This is a genomic window from Erwinia sp. SLM-02, assembly GCF_037450285.1.
GTDB lineage: Bacteria > Pseudomonadota > Gammaproteobacteria > Enterobacterales > Enterobacteriaceae > Erwinia.
The window spans coordinates 1,636,198-1,660,488 of the sequence record NZ_JAQISN010000001.1; the positions used below are offsets into that span (position 1 = coordinate 1,636,198).

26 protein-coding genes are annotated in these 24,291 nt (G+C 56.7%); 11 read left to right on the forward strand and 15 right to left on the reverse strand.

The features are described 5' to 3' along the window. Positions 1–46: 46 nt before the first annotated feature. Positions 47–2,209, reverse strand: a complete 2,163-nt coding sequence (gene speC / locus PGH32_RS07625) for an ornithine decarboxylase (protein WP_337893672.1) — start codon at positions 2,207–2,209, stop codon at positions 47–49. 244 nt (positions 2,210–2,453) lie between these two features. Between speC and PGH32_RS07630 the strand changes: the two genes are divergently transcribed. Next, positions 2,454–3,899 (forward strand): sigma-54 interaction domain-containing protein, encoded by a 1,446-nt coding sequence (locus PGH32_RS07630; protein WP_337893673.1) that lies wholly within the window; start codon positions 2,454–2,456, stop codon positions 3,897–3,899. A 78-nt stretch (positions 3,900–3,977) separates the two neighbouring features. Further along, positions 3,978–4,613 carry a carbonic anhydrase gene (locus PGH32_RS07635; protein ID WP_337893674.1) on the forward strand — a complete coding sequence of 212 codons (636 nt, stop codon included), beginning with the start codon at positions 3,978–3,980 and terminating at the stop codon, positions 4,611–4,613. An 86-nt stretch (positions 4,614–4,699) separates the two neighbouring features. On the opposite strand, the gene PGH32_RS07640 is transcribed toward PGH32_RS07635, so the two are convergent. Both PGH32_RS07640 and PGH32_RS07645 read right to left on the reverse strand, forming a co-directional pair. Further along, positions 4,700–5,803, reverse strand: coding sequence for a YncE family protein (locus PGH32_RS07640; protein WP_337893675.1), 1,104 nt, complete (start codon positions 5,801–5,803; stop codon positions 4,700–4,702). 134 nt (positions 5,804–5,937) lie between these two features. Further along, on the reverse strand, positions 5,938–6,867 hold the full coding sequence (locus tag PGH32_RS07645; RefSeq protein WP_314420373.1) for a nucleoside recognition domain-containing protein: 930 nt from the start codon (positions 6,865–6,867) through the stop codon (positions 5,938–5,940). Between the two features lie 233 nt (positions 6,868–7,100). Here PGH32_RS07645 and PGH32_RS07650 point away from each other — a divergent pair, with 233 nt between their 5' ends. Beyond that, positions 7,101–7,850: an HAD hydrolase family protein gene (locus tag PGH32_RS07650; protein ID WP_337893676.1), complete on the forward strand. Its 750-nt coding sequence runs from the start codon at positions 7,101–7,103 to the stop codon at positions 7,848–7,850. A 120-nt stretch (positions 7,851–7,970) separates the two neighbouring features. After that, on the forward strand, positions 7,971–8,666 hold the full coding sequence (locus tag PGH32_RS07655; RefSeq protein ID WP_337893677.1) for a B3/B4 domain-containing protein: 696 nt from the start codon (positions 7,971–7,973) through the stop codon (positions 8,664–8,666). Between the two features lie 68 nt (positions 8,667–8,734). Here PGH32_RS07655 and adhP read toward each other — a convergent pair whose 3' ends face one another. Both adhP and exaC read right to left on the reverse strand, forming a co-directional pair. Next, on the reverse strand, positions 8,735–9,760 hold the full coding sequence (gene adhP / locus PGH32_RS07660) for an alcohol dehydrogenase AdhP (protein WP_314420376.1): 1,026 nt from the start codon (positions 9,758–9,760) through the stop codon (positions 8,735–8,737). A 27-nt stretch (positions 9,761–9,787) separates the two neighbouring features. After that, positions 9,788–11,308 (reverse strand): acetaldehyde dehydrogenase ExaC, encoded by a 1,521-nt coding sequence (exaC, locus tag PGH32_RS07665; protein ID WP_314420377.1) that lies wholly within the window; start codon positions 11,306–11,308, stop codon positions 9,788–9,790. 278 nt (positions 11,309–11,586) lie between these two features. On the opposite strand from exaC, the gene PGH32_RS07670 reads away from it, so the two are divergent. Next, on the forward strand, positions 11,587–13,380 hold the full coding sequence (locus PGH32_RS07670; protein ID WP_337893678.1) for a sigma-54-dependent Fis family transcriptional regulator: 1,794 nt from the start codon (positions 11,587–11,589) through the stop codon (positions 13,378–13,380). A 108-nt stretch (positions 13,381–13,488) separates the two neighbouring features. On the opposite strand, the gene PGH32_RS07675 is transcribed toward PGH32_RS07670, so the two are convergent. Continuing rightward, entirely contained in the window at positions 13,489–13,947 is a 459-nt protein-coding gene (locus tag PGH32_RS07675; RefSeq protein WP_314420381.1) for an RES family NAD+ phosphorylase, read from the reverse strand. Further along, positions 13,944–14,387 carry a type II RES/Xre toxin-antitoxin system antitoxin gene (gene parS, locus PGH32_RS07680; RefSeq protein WP_314420384.1) on the reverse strand — a complete coding sequence of 148 codons (444 nt, stop codon included), beginning with the start codon at positions 14,385–14,387 and terminating at the stop codon, positions 13,944–13,946. Before parS ends, PGH32_RS07675 begins: the two co-directional genes overlap by 4 nt. Before the next feature lie 243 nt (positions 14,388–14,630). Here parS and mqo point away from each other — a divergent pair, with 243 nt between their 5' ends. After that, entirely contained in the window at positions 14,631–16,286 is a 1,656-nt protein-coding gene (gene mqo, locus PGH32_RS07685; protein ID WP_314420386.1) for a malate dehydrogenase (quinone), read from the forward strand. Positions 16,287–16,380: 94 nt separating this feature from the next. Here mqo and PGH32_RS07690 read toward each other — a convergent pair whose 3' ends face one another. The 7 genes from PGH32_RS07690 to PGH32_RS07720 all read right to left on the reverse strand — a co-directional run bounded on the left by PGH32_RS07690 (position 16,381) and on the right by PGH32_RS07720 (position 20,888). Continuing rightward, on the reverse strand, positions 16,381–17,421 hold the full coding sequence (locus PGH32_RS07690) for a hypothetical protein (RefSeq protein WP_314420388.1): 1,041 nt from the start codon (positions 17,419–17,421) through the stop codon (positions 16,381–16,383). A 170-nt stretch (positions 17,422–17,591) separates the two neighbouring features. Continuing rightward, positions 17,592–17,867, reverse strand: coding sequence for a VF530 family DNA-binding protein (locus PGH32_RS07695; RefSeq protein ID WP_443112744.1), 276 nt, complete (start codon positions 17,865–17,867; stop codon positions 17,592–17,594). A gap of 68 nt (positions 17,868–17,935) precedes the next feature. Continuing rightward, entirely contained in the window at positions 17,936–18,202 is a 267-nt protein-coding gene (locus tag PGH32_RS07700; protein ID WP_314420392.1) for a barstar family protein, read from the reverse strand. A gap of 1 nt (position 18,203) precedes the next feature. Further along, positions 18,204–18,710, reverse strand: a complete 507-nt coding sequence (locus PGH32_RS07705; RefSeq protein WP_337893679.1) for a ribonuclease domain-containing protein — start codon at positions 18,708–18,710, stop codon at positions 18,204–18,206. A 112-nt stretch (positions 18,711–18,822) separates the two neighbouring features. Then, entirely contained in the window at positions 18,823–19,740 is a 918-nt protein-coding gene (locus PGH32_RS07710) for a sugar ABC transporter substrate-binding protein (RefSeq protein ID WP_314420396.1), read from the reverse strand. Positions 19,741–19,867: 127 nt separating this feature from the next. After that, positions 19,868–20,602: a class I SAM-dependent methyltransferase gene (locus tag PGH32_RS07715; protein ID WP_314420397.1), complete on the reverse strand. Its 735-nt coding sequence runs from the start codon at positions 20,600–20,602 to the stop codon at positions 19,868–19,870. 148 nt (positions 20,603–20,750) lie between these two features. Then, a complete protein-coding gene (locus tag PGH32_RS07720) occupies positions 20,751–20,888 on the reverse strand; it encodes a hypothetical protein (RefSeq protein ID WP_314420398.1) in 138 nt (45 codons plus the stop codon). Positions 20,889–21,045: 157 nt separating this feature from the next. Between PGH32_RS07720 and PGH32_RS07725 the strand changes: the two genes are divergently transcribed. From PGH32_RS07725 to PGH32_RS07740, 4 genes are all read left to right on the forward strand, one after another. Then, complete coding sequence (locus tag PGH32_RS07725; protein ID WP_314420399.1) at positions 21,046–21,369, forward strand: antibiotic biosynthesis monooxygenase family protein; 324 nt, start codon at positions 21,046–21,048, stop codon at positions 21,367–21,369. After that, positions 21,362–21,754 (forward strand): amino acid-binding protein, encoded by a 393-nt coding sequence (locus PGH32_RS07730; RefSeq protein ID WP_337893680.1) that lies wholly within the window; start codon positions 21,362–21,364, stop codon positions 21,752–21,754. The genes PGH32_RS07725 and PGH32_RS07730 overlap by 8 nt, the downstream gene beginning before the upstream one ends. Position 21,755: 1 nt before the next feature. Beyond that, positions 21,756–22,454, forward strand: a complete 699-nt coding sequence (locus tag PGH32_RS07735) for an ArsR/SmtB family transcription factor (protein ID WP_314420403.1) — start codon at positions 21,756–21,758, stop codon at positions 22,452–22,454. A 469-nt stretch (positions 22,455–22,923) separates the two neighbouring features. Beyond that, a complete protein-coding gene (locus PGH32_RS07740; protein ID WP_314420406.1) occupies positions 22,924–23,040 on the forward strand; it encodes a small membrane protein in 117 nt (38 codons plus the stop codon). Positions 23,041–23,172: 132 nt separating this feature from the next. Here the strand turns inward: PGH32_RS07740 and PGH32_RS07745 are convergent, their stop codons facing one another. Next, positions 23,173–23,502 (reverse strand): TonB family protein, encoded by a 330-nt coding sequence (locus PGH32_RS07745; RefSeq protein WP_337893681.1) that lies wholly within the window; start codon positions 23,500–23,502, stop codon positions 23,173–23,175. A gap of 253 nt (positions 23,503–23,755) precedes the next feature. Between PGH32_RS07745 and PGH32_RS07750 the strand changes: the two genes are divergently transcribed. Beyond that, on the forward strand, positions 23,756–24,256 hold the full coding sequence (locus tag PGH32_RS07750; protein WP_337893682.1) for a GNAT family N-acetyltransferase: 501 nt from the start codon (positions 23,756–23,758) through the stop codon (positions 24,254–24,256). Positions 24,257–24,291 lie beyond the last annotated feature (35 nt).

The following is a 24,291-nucleotide window of genomic DNA, read 5'->3' on the forward strand; positions in this document are numbered from 1 at the left end:
TCCTTGTGACGGCCGCACGGCTCTGCATACCGTGCGGCCCTGCTTATTATTGTTTAATAACGTATCCGCAGACCTGAACGCTGCCCTGCGCGTTAACCCGCGAATAAACGCCCTGCAGTTCCGGCGCAAAGCCGGGCAGCATGTCGATAACCTTCTCCCAGACTTTGAAATACTTCAGTACCGCACCGCCCCACACCTCACCCGGCACGATGCAAATAATGCCCGGTGGATAAGGGAGCGCGCCCTCTGCGGCAATCCGTCCTTCGATCTCGTTCAGCGCCACCAGCTCCACGTGGTTGCGCACAAACGCCAGATTGGCCTGCTGCGGCAGCATCGCCTGCCGGGGCAGCGTCGCCTTACGGAACAGCGCCTTTTGCAGATCCTTAATGTTGTTAGCCACGTAAATGTCGTGCATTTCCTGGCAAAGGCGACGCAGCGTATAGCCCTGATAGCGTTCGGCGTGGTCGGCATAAATGGACGGCAGCACATCGCACAGCAGCGCATCTTCAGCCACCAGCCGTTCAAAGCGTGAAATCAGCGCCACCAGATACTGAATTTTCGGCAGATCGGACGACGGGGTGATCAGGAACAGAATGGAGTTAAGATCGCTTTTTTCCGGCGTAATGCCGTGTTCGCGCAGGAAATTACACAGAATGGTTGCCGGAATACCGAAATCGGCGTAGCCCCCGGTTTCAATATCAATGCCCGGCGTGGTCAGCAGCAGCTTAAAGGGGTCAACAAAGTACTGATTTTTTTCGAAGCCCTGATAGGCGTGCCACTTCTCGCCCGGCACATAGTCAAAAAACTTCAGATTACAGGCGATCTCGTCGGTGCTGTAATCCTGCCAAGGCCGGCCTTCAATCACCGGCGGGATAAAGGGTTTGATCGTGCTGCAGGTGTTCAGGATCAGCTTACGGGCTTCGATGCCGACCTTAATGGCATCCTGCCAGATTTTGACACCGGCTTTGCCTTCATGCATCTGCGCATTCACATCCAGCGAGGCGAAAATCGGATAGTTAGGACTGGTAGAGGCATGCAGCATAAAGGCATTGTTCATATGCTTGTGGTTGCAGTAATAGGGCTGATGCTTCATATGACGATCTTTTTTATGGATCTGTGAGGCCTGGCTGAATCCCGCCAGTAATTTGTGCACCGACTGCGTTACCAGAATCCCCGGATCGTTTTCTTTCAGCGCCAGCAGCATCGGCGAGCAGTCGCGCATCATCGGAATAAACTGTTCATAGCCGACCCAGGCCGAGTCAAACAGAATGTAGTCACACAGATGACCAATCCGGTCGACAACCTGACGGGCATTATAAATACAGCCGTCATAGGTCCCCAGCTGGATAATCGCCAGCCGGAACGGGCGTGGACTGTCGACCTTATCCGGCGCTACCGCTTTAATCTCCTCCCTCAGATAGCTCTCTTTAAAACAGCGGGCATCTATTCCACCGATAAAGCCAAAGGGGTTACGACAGGTTTCCAGATACACCGGCGTTGCGCCCGCCTGGATCAGCGCGCCGTGATGACAGGATTTATGATTATTACGATCGAAAAGGACCAAATCCCCCGGCGCAAGCAGCGCGTTGGTCACGACCTTATTCGACGCAGAGGTGCCGTTTAACACAAAGTAGGTTTTATCGGCATGAAACACTTTCGCCGCATGCTTCTCGGCCCGGCAGGCCGCGCCCTCATGGATCAGCAGATCGCCCAGACGCACTTCGGAGCTGGCCATATCGGCGCGAAAGGCCGCTTCACCAAAGTAGTCAAAGAAGCGCCGTCCTGTGGGCGTCTGGCGGAAAAACTGACCGCCGTTGTGGCCCGGCGTGGAAAGCGACACGTTGCCCTTTTCGGTATAGCGGGTCATCTCTTTAAAAAACGGTGGCAGCAGGCTCTCTTCATATTCACTCGCGGCAAAATTAATCTGTTTGCCAAAAAACGCCGTGGTGACCCCGTTCATATTTATAACGCCCCGCATTTTATTCAGAATGTCCGGCGGCAATATCTCCCCTTTCTCCAGGACGGCAAAAACGGGGATCGTAAATTCATTCTGCAGTGCGAGTTCCAGCAATCCGCTCTTAATATCGGCGGTGGTTAACACAACGGCTCCCACATCCGTAAAGTCAGTTTCGGTAACCGCCACAATCTCCCTGTCGGTGACAAAACTGTTCAGCGTTTCCCGGGTGGCGGCAATTTTAAGTTTTTTCATTTTTATTCCTTAGGCTCTTTCCTGATCCATTTTCTGGTTACTCATCAACATTCAGCAGAAATATAGCAAGCACCGTGCCAGAACAAACAAATCAATCAAGTCAAGAGCTTAAGCCTTTAAATGCTGTTTAAAATTCAGATTAGGTTCTGAATGTTGTACTTATGTCCGTTTTTCGACACACTCCATCCCCTCCTTCTCAGAGAGAAGAAACTAAAGAAAGTTATTCTTACGGAGCTGTAAACGAATGGAATCGCAAAAAGAACTGGCGCGCCTGGTGTCGCTGTTTTCGCGTTTTTTTGACTTAGTTCATCAACCGATAACCATTATCGACCGTGATGCGAAGTTTATTTATTACAATCAGGAAAGTGCCTGCATAGACGGCTACAGCGTACAGTCAGCGCTGGGTAAGAGCGTGCAGGACGTTTATGGACTGAGCAAAGAAAAAAGCACCATGCTGCAGGCGCTGTACGAAGGAAAGGAGTTCATCGGGCATTATCAGATCTATTACAACCGTAAAGGAAAAGCCGTTGAATTTCAGCACACCACCGTCCCCCTTTTCGATCGCCGGGGAGACGTTCTGGGGGTGATCGAAATCGGCCGTAATATCTCCGCGACCCGAATGCTGCAGGACCAGGTGGTTGAGCTGAACAGCCTGCTGTATAACCACAATCAGAACGAACAGAAGTACGAGATTATTACCGCCGACCCGCAGATGCACAAGCTAATCGGTCAGGCGAAGCGCCTGGCGGGCGGCGACGTGCCGGTGATGATCGTCGGTGAAACGGGAACCGGCAAAGAGCTGTTCGCCCGGCTTATCCATCATCACAGCCGTCGGGCAAAAAAACCGTTTATCGCCCTGAACTGCGGTGCGATCCCCGAAGCGCTGATTGAAAGCACCCTGTTTGGCACTGAGAAAGGCGCATTTACCGGCGCAGAGCATCGACCCGGATATCTGGAGCTGGCAGAGGGCGGAACGCTGTTTCTCGACGAGCTCAACGCCATGCCGTTGGGCATGCAGAGCAAGCTGCTGCGCTTTTGCCAGGATAAAACGTTCTGGAAAGTGGGTGGCTCCCGTCTGCAGGTATCCGACATTCGCATTCTCTCTGCGGTGAATGAGCCGCCGGCCGAACTGCTTAACGCGGGTCATCTGAGAGCGGATCTCTATTATCGCCTGTGCGTCGGGCAACTGCTGCTGCCCCCGCTCGGTGCGCGCCCGGCAGACATTGTGCTACTGGCAAACTATTTTATTGAAAAATATAACAGCACCCTCAGCTATCACATCACGCACCTCAGCGCGGAGGTGGCAGAAAAACTCATCCGCCTGCCCTGGCCCGGTAACGTCAGAATGCTGGAGAATGTGGTGGTGCGCAGCATGCTGCAGCAGGAGCACAGCGGCACACTGGACGAACTGGCCTATGATGATGAAGTCTCTTCGCCCGTCTCTTTCCGTAGGGTGCCGGTCCGAGAGGAAAAGAACGGCAGTCCGTGTATTCCTCATGAAGGGCTGGATGCCGCTATCGATCGGTTTGAACGCCAGCTGATTATCACCGCGCTTAACCGTACTCAGGGCAATATCGCCCGGGCCGCACAGGCGCTGCAGATAGCGCGGACCACGCTATACTACAAAGTGAAAAAACATCATCTTACGCTGTGCGTGGATGATGGCCGGCTGCCAGACGGGCCGCTGTAGATTTTTCTGATAAGTTGCACGCGGCGGTGCTTCAGTGTCAGAATAATATTTCACGATAAAAGAAGGTAGAAATCTGCTATGCAGCACATTGTTGAAGGTTTTCTGAATTTCCAGAAAGATGTTTTCCCTAATCAGAAAGAATTATTCCGCAGCCTTGCTTCCAGCCAGAATCCCAAAGCGTTGTTTATCTCCTGCTCCGACAGTCGTCTGGTGCCTGAACTGGTCACCCAGCAGGAACCCGGACAGCTCTTTGTCATTCGCAATGCCGGCAACATCGTGCCGTCGTTCGGTCCTGAACCGGGCGGTGTTTCTGCAACTATCGAATATGCGGTCGTTGCCCTGGGCGTGACCGATATCGTGATCTGTGGCCACTCCAACTGCGGTGCGATGAAAGCCATCGCCACCTGTCAGTGCCTGGACCCGATGCCTGCCGTTCAGCACTGGCTGCGTTACTCCGATGCGGCGAAAGCGGTGGTTGAGAAAAAAACCTACGCCACTGAAGAAGAGAAAGTGAATGCGATGGTGCAGGAAAACGTCATCGCCCAGCTGAACAACATCAAAACGCACCCGTCCGTGGCGGTTGGCCTGCGTGATAAGACAATACACCTGCACGGCTGGGTCTATGACATTGAAAGCGGCGCTATCCGCGCGCTGGATAAGAATACCCAGGACTTCGTACTGCTGTCCGACAATCCGGGCGTGTGCTACGAGTAAGCGCCACTGGGGCACGGATGCCCTGTTCTCCCCCCCCCTCTAACGGGAGAACGGCCGGGACAAATCCGCCCCGGCAGATTTAAAACTTAGTTCAACGCAATACGCGCCACGCTGTCCGGCCCTTTCGCCGTGTGCGATTTATCCAGCCCCTGCTTCACGCTGACATACAGCGTCTGGCCGTCCGGGGAAAGTTCCAGGCTGTTCGGATGGCTGTCAAACGACCAGCTGTTTTTCACCGCGTAACTGGTCGCATCCAGCTGCAGTACCTTCTTCGACTCGCGCTGGCTGATGTAAATCTCATTGCGTTTGGCGTTAAATTTCACCGCCAGCGCATCGCCCGGCAGGCGTTTGATCACCTTGCCGCTGCGCTCGTCAAACACCAGCGTTTCTTTCGCTTTCGAATTATCGGTGACGAACAGACGTCCGGTCGCCGGATCTTCCGCCAGGTTGAGGAACAGATACGTTTTGTCATCGCCTGCGGTCCAGCGCTGTTCGATTTTGTGACTGCGCGGGTTAATTACCAGGATTTCGCCACCGCCGTTGGCCGCATAGACTTTATTGGTCAGCGGCGACCAGATGATGCCGGTCACCCATTTACCGGCATTTTTGATGGTGGTTTTCAGTTTCAGCGTTTTCGCCTCCACCACCCAAATCACACCCGGATCGCCCACGCCGCCAACGTACAGCAGGCCATCGTGAGCCAGGATTTCGCGGCTGCCCAGTGCATCCCCTTTCTTGCTGCGATCCTTAAACATCAGGCGCTGTAATACTTTACCGCTGTGCGCATCAACCTTAGTGATGCCGCCATCCACCGTGTTGGTGAGGTAAATCGCGCTCCCGTCGGCATCCTGCGCCACGCCGAAGTTTTTCAGATCGGTATGCGTTTCGCTACGGGTTTCCAGCGTTTGCGGATCCAGACGGTAGAGAACCCCGCCGTTAGACGTTTTGAATCCCTGAGCGCTGGCAACGTACAGTCCGCCCGCCGCAGGCGAATAGGCCATCTCATACAGTCCGGCGGCGACTTCACGCTGGGTGAGGCGCGCATCTGCGGTTTGCGGGGCCGTTTCGGCGGCAGCAGGCTGCTGCGCGGTCTGCGCTTGTTTCTGCGGAGCCTGACAGGCCGTCAGGCTGAAAGAGGCAATAATCGCCGCAGCGACAAGGGCTTTACGTGGGGTAAACAACGATCTCATTTCTGGCTCCATCAATGGACAGGCATCCCGCCCGGATGATCCGGCGCGGGTGCACATAAGAGAATGAGAATCATAAGCATTTACAAATCTTATGTAAATGCGTTGTTTACAGGAGGGGGAGCAGAATGAACCATTCAGAACATCGTGCTGTGCAACACCGTTCGCAGCAGGATACCCACCAGCGCCCCCGGCAAAGCAAAGCGGAACAGCCTGACAAAACGGCTGGCAATGCCCAGGTAGATGCCAATGCCGGGCAGATCCAGCGTCTGCACCATAAAGCCGGCGGAGGCATTCACCTGCTGGGCGGTCATCAGCCCGCGATGCAGCAAATCGGACACCACGCCAAAATACGCCGTCCCGCCCGCCAGGCATTTGGTTAACGCCGGCAGAATATACACCTCTGAAACGTGGAAGAAATCCAGCACGGGCGCAATCAGTCGGGTTAACAGCTCAATCGCCCCCGCCTCTTTCAGAATACCCACCACGGTCAGCGAGAGGATCAGCATCGGGACCGACCCCAGCGACAGGCGGATGGCGTCCGACCCGGCACCGTTGATAATGGCGATTAGGCCGGTGGCGGATTTATCTTCCGGCGGCGTGTCATCGCGCTGCAGCGAGGCGACGGAAAGCCGGCGGCCGAAAAAGTACCAGGTGATCGCCGCAGCCCCCAGCCCTCCCGCCACCGAAATCCCCAGCGCGGCCCCCCAGTGCAGGCCAAAGGGGATCAGCGGGTAGAAGACGTTTCCCTGCCCCATCGCGAACAGCATTGCCAGCGTTGCCGCCAGATGGCGGTCCGATGCGCCTCGCTTTTCCATAATCGCCAGCGCCGCCAGCGGTGCGGCAAAGCTGACAAAGTTAAGCTGGATCAGGGCAAAGATGCCCATGCCGGTGATCCCGAACGGCTTCAGCAGCGGGGTCATCACCTGCACGATACGGTCCAGAATCCCTCTCACTTCCAGGTACTTCATAATAATCAGCATCACAACCATAATGGGGATCAGCGTGTAAAGCGCCACATTCACCGAGGCTTTGCCTGCCGACATAATGATCCCGATAATATCCATCAACGACTCCGAAAGGGAAATTTTGCCAGTACGGTAACCCAGCCCATGATGGTCCGCTACGGGCATAAGAATTCTTTTTTAAAAAAGCTGAGTTTTGGCTGAATTTAACAACGCCGCTAAAATATAACTTCAGGGAATCATCTTACCCTGAGCGCTGCCTTTTTCGGTGTATAACCTGACGGGACATGATAGTCTCAGGCTGAAAAAAATATCGTATAAATAAAGGGAACACGGTGACAACCTATATCTTTGACCTGGATGGTACCATTATTACGAACGGCAAACCGCTGTGTCGCAGCCTGGCGGAAACTATTATTCCCCTTACCGACACCGCCCGCGTTATCTTTGCCTCCGCCCGCCCGGTGCGCGACATGCTTCCCCTGCTGCCGACCGAACTGCACGGCTGCCTGATGATTGGCTGTAACGGTGCGATGGCCTGGCAACAGGGCGAATGCCTGTTCAGCAACCGTTTTGACGATCGGGCCGCAGAAAAGATCCTTGCCCTGCTCCAGCAGCATGCGGTGCCTTATGTGCTTGACGGGCACTGGAGTTTTGCCACCTCAGGGGTGGCGCATCCCTTCCACAACTATATGCGCAGCCTGAGCGACTGCGAAATAGCTGAAAGCCAGCTGGTTGCTGAGGGCGTCAGTAAAGTTCTTATTCTTGACGGCGAGTTTCGCTCGCAGGTCGATCGTTTCCTGCTGGAAAATCGTTTCGAATTTTCTCTGCATCACCACCGGCACGATAATATATTCGACCTGACGCCTCGCCGGGAGAATAAATATCTGGCGCTGAAGATGCTGGGCGTGGATTTCAACCGCAGTATTGCCTTTGGCAATGACAGCAATGATTTTGAAATGCTGAATAATGCCGGGATTTCCATCTTTACCGGCGAGCCGCATTATTACGTTGGGGCCAGTCACTATTGCAAAACCGACCAGCTTCCGGCGCTGCTGCGCGAGTTTTCCACCGCGCAGGTGTGACCCCCTGCCCGGAGCCGCAGACGGCCGGCTCCGGGTTGATCAACTGTGCCGTTCGCTGACCGACATGGTAAAATCCAGACGACAATCGCCGTGATTAGCATAACCGTGGGGGAATATGGAATGTTTACCGTTTTACCGTCAGTCAGCAATCAAATCAGTGAAATCGCGCCGGGTTTCAGAGCGTTAAGCATCAGCGTGGAGGCCGCGCCGCTTACCCGGCCTGACGTTGCCGCAGAGGCGCTGGAAGAGGCCTGCCGGTTTGTCAGCGCACAGCAACCCGAGTGGGCTGCGGCGCACCTTAGCGCCTGGGCGGACGTTTTCCAGAAGTTTGGCGCAAAACCCAAACGCACACCCTGCTCTGCTGAAGCGCTGCGCAAGCGCGTATTGCGTGACGGCTCCCTCCCCGCTATCGATCCGGTAGTCGATCTGTATAACGCGATCAGTCTTCGCTATGCCATTCCGGTCGGCGGTGAAAACATTGCCGCCTATACTGGCCAGCCGCGTATTTGCGTGGCGGAGGGCAATGAACCGTTTGATACGGTGAAGGATGGCGTAACGGTGATGGAAACGGTGGACGCAGGAGAAGTCATCTGGCGCGATGACCAGGGCGTGACCTGCCGCCGCTGGAACTGGCGTCAGGGTATCCGAACCCGGCTGGATGCCCGCGCCAGCCGCATGTGGTTTATTCTCGAAAGTCTGCCCGCCATGCCGGTTTCCGCAGTTGAGGAAGCCGGAGATGCGCTGATTGCCGGGCTGGAAGCGATGATGCCGGGAGCCGTCTGCCACTCACAGTGGCTGGGCAACACGCAGAACTGATTCACTGGCGTAAAACGGGCGCAGCAAACAGCACTGCGCCCGTGGCGTCGGCTTACTACACTCAGGAATTACAGCGCCAGGTCGACGACGATTCGTCCTTCAATCTTACCGGCGTGCATACGGGCGAAGATATCGTTGATGTTGCTCAATGGCTCAACGGCAATGTTCGCGGCCACTTTATGGCGTCCGGCAAAGTCCAGCGCTTCCTGCAGGTCCTTACGGGTACCCACGATGGAGCCGCGAACGGTAATCCCGTCCAGCACCATATTAAAGATCGACAGGTCGAAGGTGCCCGGCGGCAGCCCGTTCAGGACCATAGTCCCGCCGCGGCGCATGGTGCCGATAGCCTGTTCAAACGCTTTAGGTGATACCGCCGTCACCAGCACGCCGTGCGCGCCGCCAAACTCCTCGTGGAAGACTTTCGCCGGGTCAACGTTGCGGGCGTTAGCCGTTACGGTTGCACCCAGACGTTTGGCGAAGGCCAGCTTGTCGTCATCGATGTCCACCGCCGCAACGTTCAGGCCCATCGCCACCGCATACTGCACCGCCATATGTCCCAGACCGCCGATACCGGACACCACCACCCAGTCGCCCGGCTTGGTGTCGGTCATTTTCAGGCCTTTATACACGGTCACACCGGCACAGAGGATTGGCGCAATTTCATTGTATTCGACGTTATCCGGCAGGATACCGACATAGTTAGCGTCGGCCAGACAGTATTCTGCAAAGCTGCCGTTAACGGAATAGCCGGCGTTTTGCTGCGAATGGCACAGGGTTTCCCAGCTGTCCAGACAGTGTTCGCAGTGGCCACAGGCGGAATACAGCCAGGGCACGCCCACGCGATCGCCTTCCTTGATGTGCTTTACGCCTTCACCTACCGCAACCACGTAGCCCACACCTTCATGACCAGGAATGAACGGCGGCTGCGGTTTCACCGGCCAGTCACCTTCGGCAGCGTGCAGGTCGGTATGGCACACGCCGGTCGCCACCACTTTCACCAGCAGCTGGCCGGGGCCAACTTCCGGGATCGGCACCTGCTCAATAACCAGCGGCTCACCAAATGCCTTCACTACTGCGGCTTTCATCGTTTTCATCTTGTCACTCCGTAAAAGATAACAGGCTCAGAACAGCCCTAAAGGTGCCGTGTCGTAGCTGACCAGCAGATTTTTGGTTTGTTGATAGGCAGACAGCGCCATCTTGTGCGTTTCGCGCCCGACGCCGGACTGCTTGTAGCCGCCGAATGCCGCGTGTGCCGGGTAGATGTGGTAGCAGTTGGTCCAGACGCGCCCGGCCTTGATGCTGCGCCCCATGCGGTACGCCAGATTGGTGTCGCGGGTCCAGATCCCCGCTCCCAGACCAAACTGGGTCTCGTTGGCAATCGCCAGCGCTTCGGCTTCATCCTTAAAGGTGGTGACGCCGATGACCGGCCCGAAGATCTCCTCCTGGAAGCAGCGCATCTGGTTATTGCCTTTAATCAGCGTCGGCTGAATGTAATAACCGCTATCCAGCGCCGGGGTAATCGACGCGCGATCGCCGCCGGTGAGGATCTGGCCGCCTTCCTGGCGGGCGATATCGATATAGGAGAGAATTTTGTCGAACTGCTGGCGGGAAGCCTGTGCGCCGATCATCGTATCGGTATCCAGCGGGTCGCCACGGCGAATAGTGGCGACTTTTGCCATCACGCGTTCCATAAACGGCGCGTAGATCGATTCATGGATCAGCGCGCGTGACGGACAGGTACAGACTTCGCCCTGATTAAAGAAGCCCAGCACCAGCCCTTCCACCGCTTTGTCGATAAACTCCGGCTCGGCATTCATGATGTCGGCGAAGTAGATGTTCGGCGACTTACCGCCCAGCTCAACGGTGCAGGGAATAATATTCTCCGCCGCACAGGCCATAATATGGCGGCCAACCGGCGTGGAGCCGGTAAAGGCGATTTTCGCGATGCGCTTGCTGGTGGCCAGCGCTTCTCCGGCCTCGCGGCCAAAGCCCTGCACCACGTTCAGTACGCCAGCCGGGAAGATGTCGCCGATCAGCTCCAGCAGCAGCGTGATGCCCAGCGGGGTCTGCTCTGCCGGCTTCAGCACCACGCAGTTGCCCGCCGCCAGCGCCGGGGCCAGCTTCCACGCGGCCATCAGCAGCGGGAAGTTCCACGGGATAATCTGCCCGACCACGCCCAGCGGCTCGTGGAAGTGATAGGCCGCGGTGTGCTGATCAATCTCTGCCGCGCTGCCTTCCTGGGCGCGCAGGCAGCCAGCGAAGTAGCGGAAGTGATCCACCGCCAGCGGCAGATCCGCGTTCAGCGTCTCGCGCACCGCCTTACCGTTGTCCCAGCTCTCGGCAACCGCCAGGTATTCCAGATTCGCTTCCATCCGGTCCGCCACCTGCAGCAGCAGGTTAGCGCGATGCTGTACGCTGGTTTTTCCCCAGGCGTCGGCCGCACGGTGCGCGGCGTCCAGCGCAAAATCAATATCGCGGGCATCGGAACGTGGGAACTGGGCGATGTCGCTGCCGTTCACCGGCGAGGTGTTCATAAAATACTGACCGCTGAGCGGTTCGACGAATTTGCCATCAATAAAGTTACCGTAGGCCGCCTTGAAAGAGACTAAAGCGCCGGGTGTTCCGGGATGTGCATAACGCATCGCAAACTCCTTAATGTAGGGTAAACAGGCAGCCGTGAATGAATCCTCGTAGCGGGTGTTTTTTTGGCTGCATTCAGATATTGCAGTTAGCGTGCCAGTTTTTTTAGCTTGCGATAATTCCAGAAATGATGATACTTATCATTATGTTACAACGTTAATAACCTTTTATTCGGCATGGACTATCGGATAATTTCTCTATCTGTGTCGCAAATCGCAACACTAAAAAAACCAGATAGCTACAATGCCGCAACACATTCGCTACAGGCATGGGGTTACCAATGCAGGGAAACACGTCAGCTGCCAGCTCATCGAACGTCGCCACTACGCCGCTACTGAACGACTCCTGGTTTCGCAGCCAGCTCTACGGCCTGGACCGTACCGCTGATGACTTTCCCCGTATCCGCCCCGGTGAACTGGCCGATGTGCTGGCCAGCAATGCCGGTCTGCAAAATTTTGCCCAGCACGCGGTGAAGCGGCTGGCCGAAAAAGTCTCCGGCAAACAGTCGGTGGTGATCCTCTCCGATGCCAGCGGGCTGGTGCTGAATACCTTTGGCGATATGCACGCCCTGCAGAAGGCCCAGCGTTTTGCCCTTGCCCCCGGCAACTTATGGAGCGAGTGCGGCCGCGGTACCAACGCGATCGGCACCGCCCTGGCGATTGATGACGGCTGTGAAATTTTTGGCGACCAGCACTACCTCACCAGCAATCAGGGTCTGTACTGCGCGGCGATGCCGCTACAGGCACCGAACGGCCAGATCGCCGGCGTGTTGGATATCTCCGGCCCGGCGCAGTACCCCCATCCCACCACGCTGGCCTGGGTGAAGGAAGCGGCGAAGCAGATTGAATATCTGTGGGTGAAGCAGAGCCTGCATCCCGACCAGTGGCTGATGAGCCTGCATCCGCAGGTGCAGGGCATCGATCACGTTGAAGAGCTGCTGCTGGTGTTTTCCGACAACGTGCTGATGGCGGCAAACCGGCTGGCGATGCGCGAGCTGGAACTGAGCGCCGATCTGTTTGGCATCCTCACCTTCGCCGACCTGTTCCCGCAGGGCGAACAGGCCGCAAACTGCGTGCCGCAGCCGGTGCAGACCCGCAGCCAGCAGCGCTACTTCTATCGCCTGCGCGCTCCGGCGCGGGTCAACTTCCCGGTTGCTCCTGCCGCCGCGCCGGTGCTGCCGTTCTCGCTGGGCGCTGCCGGGGATAAGATGGTGCGCCTGCTCAATGCCGGTGTATCGCTGTGCATCCACGGGGAAACCGGCAGCGGCAAAGAGTACGTCAGCCGCGCGCTGCACCAGCAGAGCCGCTGGCGCGAAGGGAAGTTTGTTGCCATTAACTGCGCCGCCATCCCTGAGTCGCTGATTGAGTCCGAGCTGTTCGGCTATCAGCCCGGTGCGTTTACCGGTGCCAGCAAAAATGGCTATATCGGTAAAATCCGCGAAGCCGACGGCGGCGTGCTGTTCCTCGATGAGATTGGCGATATGCCGCTGGCCATGCAGACGCGGCTGCTGCGCGTGCTGCAGGAGAAAGAGGTGGCGCCGCTGGGATCGAGCCGCAGCTGGCCGGTGAACTTCGCAGTGATCTGCGCCACGCACCGCAATCTGCCGCAGCGGGTGGCGGACGGTGAATTCCGCGAGGATCTGCTCTACCGCCTGCAGGAGTTCTCCCATACCATTCCCCCTTTGCGCGAATGGCCCGCGCTGCCGGAGTTTATCTCGCAGCTCTGGCAGGAGCTGGGCGGCGGCGAACGCGGTATTGTCATGACGGAGGAACTGCTGGATACCCTGGCCCAGCACCCGTGGCCGGGCAACGTGCGGCAGCTGCGCAGCCTGATGAAGGTGCTGCTGGCGCTGGCGGATGATAACGAAGTGCTGGACGGCGACAGCCTGCCGGACGAGTACCGACTGGCGCGCAGCGAGCCGCTGCCGGCGCTGCAGGAACATGACGAAAGATTAATTGCGGCGACCCTGGAACGCTTCAGCGGCAATATCAGCAAAGCCGCCCAGGCGCTTGGCGTGGCGCGCAGTACCCTCTATCGCCGTGCGGCAAGGCGTGAGACAGGCGAGAACAGTTAATCCCTTTAGCTGAATGGCCCGCTCTCTGAACCGTTGAACCAGCAAGTAGCCGAGCAGCCGAGCAGCCGAGCAGCCGAGCAGCCGAGCAGCCGAGCAGCCGAGCAGCGATTATTTCAGCCGGCTGTCGAACTGGAAGTCAATTTTCACCGCCCTGCTGACGACGGATAAAAACTGCGGGTGCCGCGGATTGAGCAGAAAGTTAAATTCCACCGGCGACAGCGCGCTCGGCACCCTGAGCGCCACCGCATCGCCGCTCTCCACCCAGCGGTCGCCAATCTCCGCCAGTTCCAGCGGGGCTTCCGCCGCCGCCCAGTTGGCCGGGAGGATCTGGTTATCGATCATCTGAATTAACTCATCGTCGACGTCAATCGACAGCAGGGTAAAGCTGTCCAGCAGATTCGCCGCGTGCAGGTGCACCAGCGTTTCCAGCATGGTCAGCGAGGCGGCTTCGGCAGCGTAAACCATCGCCGTGCCCACGCTGTTCCAGCGGCCGCCCGCTTCCTTGGCTCCCTGCCCGCTCCAGGCTCCGGCCGCGAAGCGGGTTTTCGTCAGGCGATAGAGGATCAAGACCAGACCCCGTGCTCCAGGCGGGTGATCAGCTGCATCACTTCCCAGGCACCGGACTCAGAGGCCAGCAGGTCGGCCGGCGCTTTCCATCCCAGCGCGCGGCTTGGCTCATTCAGCCACTTCTGCGCGGCAAGCTTATCGCCTTCAAACAGATCGACGGCGCGATCCAGCACGCGAATAAACCGCACCAGACGTTCGCTCTGATCCGGGCTGAAGCGTTTTTTGATGTTACGGCTGAAGGTGGTGCTGGGGATACCGGTGATCCGCCGCAGTTCGGCCTGGGTGATGTGCGCCCAGCTGGCAATGCGGTTGGCGACCTCACCCTCCAGCCCTTTATCGATTTCGTCCACCAGCAAAACACCATCGGCAAGATTCAGGCCGACATGCTGCCACAGCGTTTCAACACGCGTTGCGGATGCCGCAGGGGTAAACATTCTCATCGCATATCCTCCATATGGTCATTTCAGTATAACCAAATGGGCACAACAGGTGCAAATTTAAGCTGATGAAGGGAGCATCGGACGGTAGACGTCGATAATTTGTACACTTGCCGATAAAAATCACGCTATATCAACAAAATATGACCATATGTGAAAAAAAGTGAATAAAATTTTTATCTGGATCACAAATTACGTTAAAATATTCATCCAGTTTTTAAACTTTTATTGATGTGTGTTAAAGAAATGTCTAATTCCAGAAGATTTATTCCCGTTCTTTCCCTGTCAGCGCTGCTTGTCTGTTCTGCCAGTTATGCTGAAACGCCGGTCAATCAGAAAACCGACGTGCTGCTGATCGGCGGCGGCATCATGAGTGCTTCACTCGGCACCTGGTTACAGGAACTGCAGCCAGACTGGAAACAGCTGATGGTTGAGAAGCTGGACGGTGTCGCCCTCGAATCTTCCAACGGATGGAACAACGCCGGTACCGGCCACTCGGCCAATATGGAGCTGAACTACACGCCGGAGCGCGCGGATGGTTCCATTGACGTCAGCAAGGCGCTGGATATCAACGAACAGTTTATGATCTCCCGTCAGTTCTGGACGGCGCAGGTTAAGCGCGGCATCCTCAACGATCCGCACTCCTTTATTAACTCCACGCCGCATATGAGCTTTGTCTGGGGTGACGCCAACGTTAACTACCTGACCAAACGCTACCAGGCGCTGCAGCAGACCACCCTGTTCCAGGGCATGAAGTTCTCCACCGATCAGAACCAGATCAAGCAGTGGGCACCGCTGGTGATTGAAGGCCGCGATCCGCAGCAGAAAGTCGCCGCAACCTGGACCCCGGTCGGCACCGACGTTAACTACGGCGAGATCACCCGCCAGCTGATCGGCAGCCTGAAGAAAGATAAAAACTTCACGCTGGAAACCTCTGCGGAAGCCACCGAGTTCGCACGCAATGCCGACAACAGCTGGCATGTGACCATCACCGACGTGAAAAGCGGTGAGAAGCACAGCGTTGATGCGAAATACGTGTTTATCGGTGCCGGCGGCGGCGCGCTGAAGCTGCTGCAGAAAACCGGCATTCCGGAAGCGGACAACTATGCCGGCTTCCCGGTGGGCGGTTCCTTCCTGGTGTCTGAAAACCCGGAAATTACCAAACAGCATCAGGAAAAAGTTTACGGCCAGGCTTCCGTGGGTGCGCCACCGATGTCCGTTCCTCACCTGGACGCCCGCTTCCTTGACGGCAAGCGCGTGGTGCTGTTCGGACCGTTCGCGACCTTCTCTACCAAGTTCCTGAAAAACGGCTCGCTGTTCGATCTGCTGAGCACCACCACCACCAGCAACTTTATGCCAATGACCCACGTGGGCATGGACAACTTTGACCTGGTGAAATACCTGGTCGGCCAGGTGATGCTGAACGACGATGACCGCTTTGCCGCGCTGAAAGAGTACTATCCGAACGCGCGTAAAGAAGACTGGAAGCTGATTCAGGCCGGTCAGCGCGTGCAGATCATCAAGAAGGATGCGGATAAAGGCGGCGTGCTGAAACTGGGTACGGAAATCGTAACCGATCAGCAGAAAACCGTGGCGGCCCTGCTGGGTGCATCCCCGGGTGCCTCTACCGCTGCGCCAATCGCCCTGAACGTGGTGAAAAAGCTGTTCCCTGAGCAGTTCAACAGCCCGGAATGGCAGAGCAAAATCCGCGCAATCGTGCCGAGCTACGGCCAGCAGCTGAACGGTAACGTTGCGCTGACTCAGCAGGTGTGGGATGACACCGCAGCAACCCTGCAGCTGACCACGCCGCCGGTGATTCAGATGGATCACTCAACCGACGCGGCCCCACAGGCTCAGCCGGAAAAACGCGCGGAAAGCGCAAAACAGGATATGGCGCTGTAAGTTAACGCCCCTGCAGCCCCGGCATTCGCCGGGGCTTTTTTTTATCCCGCTGCCAACATCCGTGTTTCTGCATTCAGCTTTGGGCTTCCTGCTTTCAGCTATTCCCTTTCTTTGTCAGCGTAAAGCCCGGTTTATCTTTGGTGACCGCATAGGAAATTTTGGTTTCGGCCCAGGATGATGTGGTGATATCCAGCGCCGGGATCGTCACGCGGCCCATACCAAAAAGCGTGCGAACGTAGCCGCCCAGCTTATGCTTGCCCGGCGCCACGCTCAGTGACGTTACTTCACCGCGCTTAAGCACGCCCGCTTCCTTGCCGTCCACCGTCACAATAATTGCCGAACCATCATCGGTTTTGGTTAACGCGTGATAGACGTGAATGACCGACTGCGCGGGGGGTTTATTCACCGGATCGGTTTGCATTTGAGATGCAGTAGTGACCGCCGGAATAACCGGGGTTTTGATGCTGGGGGTTTCTGCCGGGGCGGCATCCGCTGTCGCAGCGGGAGCAGTCGCTGCCGCAGTGGTCTGAGCCTGCGCGTTGGCGGTGTTCGCCGATGCAGCCTGAGCCTGAGCCGTTGAGTTATCAGCCGAGGCAGCCGCAGCAGTCGTTGCCGCTGCCGCAGTGGTCTGAGTCTGCGCGTTGGCGGCGTCCGCCGACGCAGCCGGAGCCTGTGCCGTTGAGCTATCGGTCGAGGCCGCAGCAGCCGGATCTTTCGAGGCTGCAACCGTAGTGGTCTGAGTCTGTGCGTTGGCCGCGTCCGCCGACGCAGCCGAAGCCTGAGCCGTTGAGCTATCGGTCGAGGCCGACGCAGCCGGGGCTGTCGATGCTGCAGCCACAGTGGTCTGAGCCTGCGCGCCAGATGCTTCTGTCTGACCCGAAGCTTTCACCGCCTCAGCGGAGGCGCTCTGAGCCGGAGCCGCTGCGGTATCGGTTTGCGTCGCCGAAGCCGGGGCAGCAGGTGCAGTAGTTTGCTCCTGAATATGCGTGGTGTTGACATAAACACTCGAAGTCTGAGCGCGGGCGGGCGCCCCCTCGTCAACGGAGCTGACCGAGGCGGTGCCGGAGGATGGGGTCGCGCAGCCAGTCAGAATTCCTGCGGCGACAATAACGGTCAGGGTAGAACGGGTAAACATCCGGCAATTTCTCCAGCCAATAATGAACGGTCAATTATAGCGTCCCTCACTGGCCGGGGTAAGCGGAACCGGGTTAAGTCTGTTCCGAAACTGCATCGTTCGGGCAAAAAAAAGCCGCTATCCGTGCAGGATACCGGCTTTTACCCTGAGGCGTTCAGGGTCACAGGGAATTAGTCGTCACGCCGGCGATGATTTGCCCACGGGTTATCGGCCGGGGCCGCCTGCGGTTCGTCAAGTGAGGCAATATAGAGCGCCTCAACCTCGGATCGCGCCCAGGGGGTACGGCGAAGAAACTTAAGGCTGGACTTGATACTGGGATCGCTTTTAAAGCAGTTGATGTTGATGCGCTCAGCGAGACCGCTCCAGCTGTAGCGTTCCACCAGCCGGGTGAGCAGCGCTTCCAGGGTCACGCCGTGTAGCGGGTCTTTTGATTGATTCACAGTCATTTTCTGTCCGGGTCGGTAACGATGCGCACACCATACTGGCGGCACACCGGTTATGCAAGGCGCAGGCGTTAACAGACTCTGACACTGAACGCCCCTGCCGTTTCGGTTTCCGCCTCCTGCATCACCGCCAGAATACGCTGCAGCGCCACCCCGGCAGAATGCCGGGTAAGATGCCGCAGCACAATGCGCAGCGGCAGCGGCACGCCGCCGGTCAGCACATCCCACAGCGCATCCAGGTTGTCGCCAAAGTCATCCAGCCCGAATTTCTCGGCAAACAGCCGGTAGAAATCCTGCTCATCGTTCACGTCCTGCAAATCGAAGCTGACCAGCTGCATTTCAGTTCACCTGCTCAAAGTGGCGATAGTGATCGCGGGTGACGTAAATCAGGCCGTCGCTCGACCAGAGCATCCGGTCGCTGCCGCGTCGCCCGCACTGATAGTTCACATCCGCCTCAAACCATTTGCGCCCCGCTTTTTCCGGCAGACCGCCCTCGCGGTTGCTGAAGCGATCGCCACCGATGGCCCTGCCCGGCAGAACCTGGCAAAGATTCCCGCGCGCGGGATCCCAGCCCTGGCGGCGCGCTTCATTTTTACGGATATAGTAGTCCGGCAGGCGCTGATGCTGCTGCAGATAGCCCGCCACGCGGCGCTGCTGCGTCAGAGCGCTGATATCCTCGTTTTGCACTGCGTCTGCAGAATGAGCGGTCTGGCCGGGCTGCCCGCTCTGATGCTGCTTCGGCTGTTGCTGTTGCTGCGACTGTGGACTGTGCTCGGCCGATGGCCTCAGCCCGGCATAGCTGGCGATCAGGGCAAGGACCCCGGCGATAATCAGTTTTTTATTCATCGTCCATTCAATAGCTGGCGTTCTCAGGCAGAGAATCAGGTGGCTCATTACCGAATTATAAGTAAAAAAAGGGACCGCCTGGGTCCCTTTTCTGCCGAAAACTGCCGGAAAGTTACTTATTCTCGTACTGTTTCATATTGGCCTGGGTCACCAGCTCAAACGGGATCCAGTGGTAGGAATCCAGTTTTTCGCCTTTGACCATCCGCAGCGCCACGTCAACCGAGGCTTTGCCCTGGCCGACGGCGTCCTGGAATACGGTGACCTGCATTTTACCGCTGGCCAGCGCTTTCAGGCCGTCCGGCGTGGCATCAATCCCGCCCACCAGCACCTTATTGTCTTTTTTACCGGCCTGCTGCAGCGCCATAATCGCGCCAATCGCCATCTCGTCATTATTCGCCGCAACGATATCAATCTCTTCGCCGTTGGTCAGCCAGTTCAGCATCAGATCCATCCCCTCATTGCGGGAGTAGTTGGCGGTTTGTTTCTGCACCACCTTCATCTTCGGATACTTAGCCACAACCTGCTCCACGTCTTTGGTGCGCTGCAGCGCCCCGGCGTCGGTCAGGTTGCCGATCATCACGGCAACTTTACCTTCGTAGTTTGCCTGGCGCGCCAGCTCTTCCATTTGCAGCGTGCCCGACTGCTTCTCATCGGAGCCGACAAACACCACACCCGGCGGCAGTTTAGGATCGCCCGGCGTGCGGTTAACGTATACCAGCGGGATTTTCGCCGCGGTCACCAGTTTGGTCATCGCAGGCGTTCCGGCGGAGTTCACCGGGTCGACAATAATGGCATCCACCCCGGCGCTGATAAAGCTCTGGACCTGGTCCGTCTGCCGGCCCACGTCGCCGCGTGCGTCTTCAAACTGAACCTTAACACCGCGTTCTTTGGCTTCTTTATCAATCGCATGGCGGATGATGGTCAGAAAGTTCTGGTCAAAATAGGCCATCGACACGCCGATGGTTTCTGCCAGCGCAGAGGTGGAACAGCTCAGGGCGGCGACCAGCAAAATCTTCTTCAGATGTTTCATTATTCTTCTCCAGAGGCACAGCGGGATGATGTCTGTGGTGTAAAAATGAAATACACAAACCGTAATCAGAGAATAATGAAATAAATGATTTTCCCGCAATCGATATCTAACAAAATCTTAACATCCGTCACGCTTTGCGTTGGGCGGAGACGATCAGCAGCATCGGCCGCTCCGCTTCTTCCGCAAGATCGGGCTGTTCGGCAATCTGCTGCGCGGTCGGCCCCCACTCCCTGACTTCTCTGAGCGTAAAACCGGCGGCCATCAGGAGGTTGAGCAGCGTTCCAAGCGTTCGGTGATATTTAATCACCCCCTCAGCAAGCCAGTTGCTGCTGCGCTGGCCTTCATTTTGGTAATTATTGACCGCCCATGAACGCTGCCCGCGATCGTCCACCACCCAGCCCTGCTGCTCAGGACAGGTAAAAATCGGATGCTCGGTACTGAAAACCAGCCATCCACCGGGTTTTAACGCCGCCCGGACGGTGGCGAACAGCGGTTGCAGATCGGGTAGGTAGTGCAGCGCGAGTGAGCTGTAGGCCAGATCGTAGCGGTCATTTTCCAGCGTCAAGTGCGCAAGATCGGCGCGCTGCCAGGCGATCCCCGGATCCCGGGTCAGCTGCCGCGCGCGCGCCAGCATTTTTTCGGACAGGTCGATTCCGGTCACCGCTGAGGCCCCGGCCTCCCGCGCGCTGCGGCAAAACCAGCCATATCCGCAGCCGAGGTCAATGACGTTCCTGCCCGCCAGGTCCGGCAACATTTCCTGTATTGCACTCCATTCGGGGGCGCCCTCCAGCCCGAACCTGGAACGCGGAAGCTGGGCGTAACCGTCAAAAAATGCCTGATTGTCGTAGATATTTTGCGTCATCAATAACGTCCTTTCGGCCTGAGAAGAGGAAACCGATGATATACAGGTGGGAGGGTTATCAGGAAAAAATCGCCTTAAACAATGACCCTTCGTGGCAAAAGGGTCATTTATACTTCGCTACTTCGCCGATGCGGCACGGATACGAGGGTTATTTATCCAGCGGATCCCGCTCGTCGTCATCGCTGTTGTCCGGGGTGCGGGGTATTTCCCCATGTTCGCGCGGGTCGTCTTTCGCCGGATGGTCTTGCTCTTTTTTGCGTTTCTGCTCTGGATCACGGTTCGACATAGCTCGCTCCTTATGTTTTGAACGTTAAGTCTAGTCGATGATATCGCCTGACTCTGAAATCCCGTCTCCGTAACATCCATATTTCGCTGACTGCCGAAGCATGAATTTCTGCCGCCGTTAAAGTGACATCTGAACTCCATCACCACAGGGCTGAAAAATGATTGCCGTACTTTTTGAAGCAGATGTGCACCCTTCCCTGCAACCCCGTTACCTGCAGCTGGCCGCAGAACTCAAACCGCTGCTGGGGGATATCGACGGGTTTATTTCCATTGAACGTTTTCAGAGCCTGGCCACACCCGGCAAAATCCTCTCGCTGTCCTGGTGGCGGGATGAGGACGCGGTGCGGCAGTGGAAAAGCAACGTGCTGCACAGGACGGCGCAGGAAGAAGGCAGAACGTCGATATTTGCCTTCTATCGCATCAGGATTGTTCAGCTGACGCGGGAATACTCATCGGAAAACAGGGAGCAGGCCAGTGCATGATATCCATATTCTTTTGAACGATGCGCCCGGAGAGCTGGCTGCCATGGGCAGGCTGCTGGGGAAAAACGGCGTCGGGCTGGAGGGCGGCGGCGTATTTACCGCCGGGGCGCAGGGGCACGCCCACTTTCTGGTCGAGGACGGGGAGCGCGCCAGAGCCGTGCTGGAAAAGGCGGGATTTCGGGTGGCTGCCGTGCGCACGCCGCTGATCCGCAAACTTAAACAGGAGCGGCCCGGCGAACTGGGTGAGATCGCCGCGGTGCTGGCCGGTAACGGCATCAGTATTCTGGTGCAGTACAGCGATCATGCAAACCAACTGATCCTGCTGACCGATAATGATAAAGTTGCCGCTGAGATAACCGGAAAATGGGCGGTCAGCCCGGATTAATATGCTAAAACCCGTCGAGGCAGTGGATAACAGTCATGCAGTTGAATATGCCATAGCGGCCGTTGCGGCGGCGATGGCCGATCCCTCGCGGGTGAAGATCCTCTGCGCACTGATGGATGGTCGGGCATGGACGGCAACCGAACTGAGCGTTGTTGCCGACGTGGCCTCTTCCACCACCAGCGCCCATCTGTCTCGCCTGGTGAGCGCTAAGCTCATCACCTGCCTCTCGCAGGGTCGGCACCGCTATTATCGTCTTGCCGGCCAGGAGATTGCCGCATTGCTGGAGAACATGATGGGCATCTCCTGGCGCCCGGCCTCGTCCGCCAGAGTCACCACTCCGCCTTCACTGCGCCTTGCGCGCACCTGCTATGACCACCTTGCCGGTGAAGTGGCCGTTGAAATCTTCGACGCGATGGTCAACGAGGGATGGCTGCCCCGCGACGGCGCAATGCTGACGGAGAAAGGCCATCAGCAGTTCACCAGGCTGGGGATAGCGTTAAACCCAAAAACCCGGCGGAAACTCTGCTGCGGCTGCCTGGACTGGAGCGAGCGGCGATTCCATCTCGGCGGAGAAGCCGGTGCGGCATTTTTCCTGCACTGTGAACATCAGGGCTGGCTGAACCGCGTGCCGGGATTTCGCGAAGTGATCCTCACGACGTCCGGCAGGCAGAATTTTAAAAAATGGTTTAACGTCGGGTAACCCCGGATCGCATTGCTCAGGGTAAACAGCGTCATTATTTATCTGAAAACGCTACCGGATAACGAAGCGTATTGGAAAAATCTGAGCGGTGGAATTCGGATGTCAGAACAGGCGCCGGGTTCGACTTCGTCCCCCTGGTGCGGGTGGATGGCCCGCGCGTTTTGCGGGATATTCGCCCCAACATTGACGCAGCCCCTCGCTGTATCTGTCAGCATATTATGCTGGTCAGAAAACTACAGCCCCGGGGGAATACGGAGACACCCTGAACTGAAAACAGCGCAACCGTGCTACCGGCAGCGTATTTCTCAGCCAACCGACAGACGATCGTACTGTTGCGTATCGCCCGCCATCGGCCGGCCTGCAGAGGGAACGGCCTGAACCTGCATTGCAAGAATTATCTTATGTTTAGCCAGCACTTTAAAGCATAAACTGCTCCCCTTGTATTTCATACTAACGCAAGAGGTATTAGATGAAAGACTGGCTGCTTCTTCTTTTCGCGATTATTTTACTGGTCATTACAGTCTACAGCTTTGTCTCTTATTACCGTCAAAGACGAGCTATTAAACTCCAGTTTAAGCGTAAGTAATTTTTCAGGTTTAATTCCACCAGGCGTTAAAAATTCTTATCTTTTCTGTTTGAGCACCCAACCCGGTTCAGATCTGGCAGCGTCGCTGCTTAATCTGCCGGGTTTTCTGCCACCGATAAAAAACCGGCGTTTTTAGTGAGGTTTATTGATTTTAAGCTGAACGGTCATATGCAGGTTTTTAGCGGGTTTTCCTTTCTCATAGCGCCATTGCGAAACGGCCCGTATCACCGTATCGTCAAATAAATGGTCCGGTACCGATTCGGTGATGCGCATCTCGCTGACTTTTCCTTCAGCATCCACATCAAAATCAAACGACACCTTGCCTTCAATAGAATGCGTAAAGGCATAAACAGGGTAATCTGGTCTGGCCTGGCTCAGGGGCTTGGGCAGGTCAGGATTATGGGGCGGTGCTGCACACGAGGTCAGTGCCAGGGTGAAAACCAGAGTGAGTAAGCGAGACATAAAAACCCCTTCCATTGAGAATGATTATCATTTTATAGTAATTAATACGATTTCAAACCTTTTTTGCTCGAAACTCACGGAAATGGGCGGACTCAATAACATCAGCAACGGTATCATTATGCTCCGATGTTTCTTATCGTCCTGCTGTCTCTCATCGCCCTGCCGGTTTTGACAGGGCCGGCGATTTCATCCTGTACGGGCCCGGTTTTCAAAAAATTATCAGCCTGGTCGTTTCATAAATCAGAGGTGCGCAATGGAATTAAGACGGTTCAGAAAGGGAGATGAAGCGGCGTTATTCCACGTCTATTTTTCAGCCATTCATGAGATTGCATCACGCGATTATACCCGCGAACAAACCGAAGCGTGGGCGCCCGCGGATATGGATCAAAACCGCTGGGCCAGCCATATCCGGTCAATCAGGCCATTTGTCGTTGAGATGGCGGGTGAAATAGCGGGATACGCCGATGTCCAGGCGAACGGGTATATCGATCATTTTTATGTTTCCGCCGCCTTTGCAAAACAGGGGGTCGGCACGCGGCTGATGCTGGCCATTCATGAAGAGGCCCGCAGCCTTGGGCTGAGTGAACTCACGTCAAATGTGAGTAAAACGGCAGAGGCGTTCTTTAAGCGGCACGGTTTTTATGTGGTCCGGCGGGGCTACCCTGTCCGTCGTGGCGTCATCCTGCAAAACGCCCTGATGCGCAAAGAGCGGGTAAATACTGTTGACCGCTCTGACGATACGCAGGAGACGTGAGCCGCTTCCGATAAGGTTACCCTCGACACCCGCAC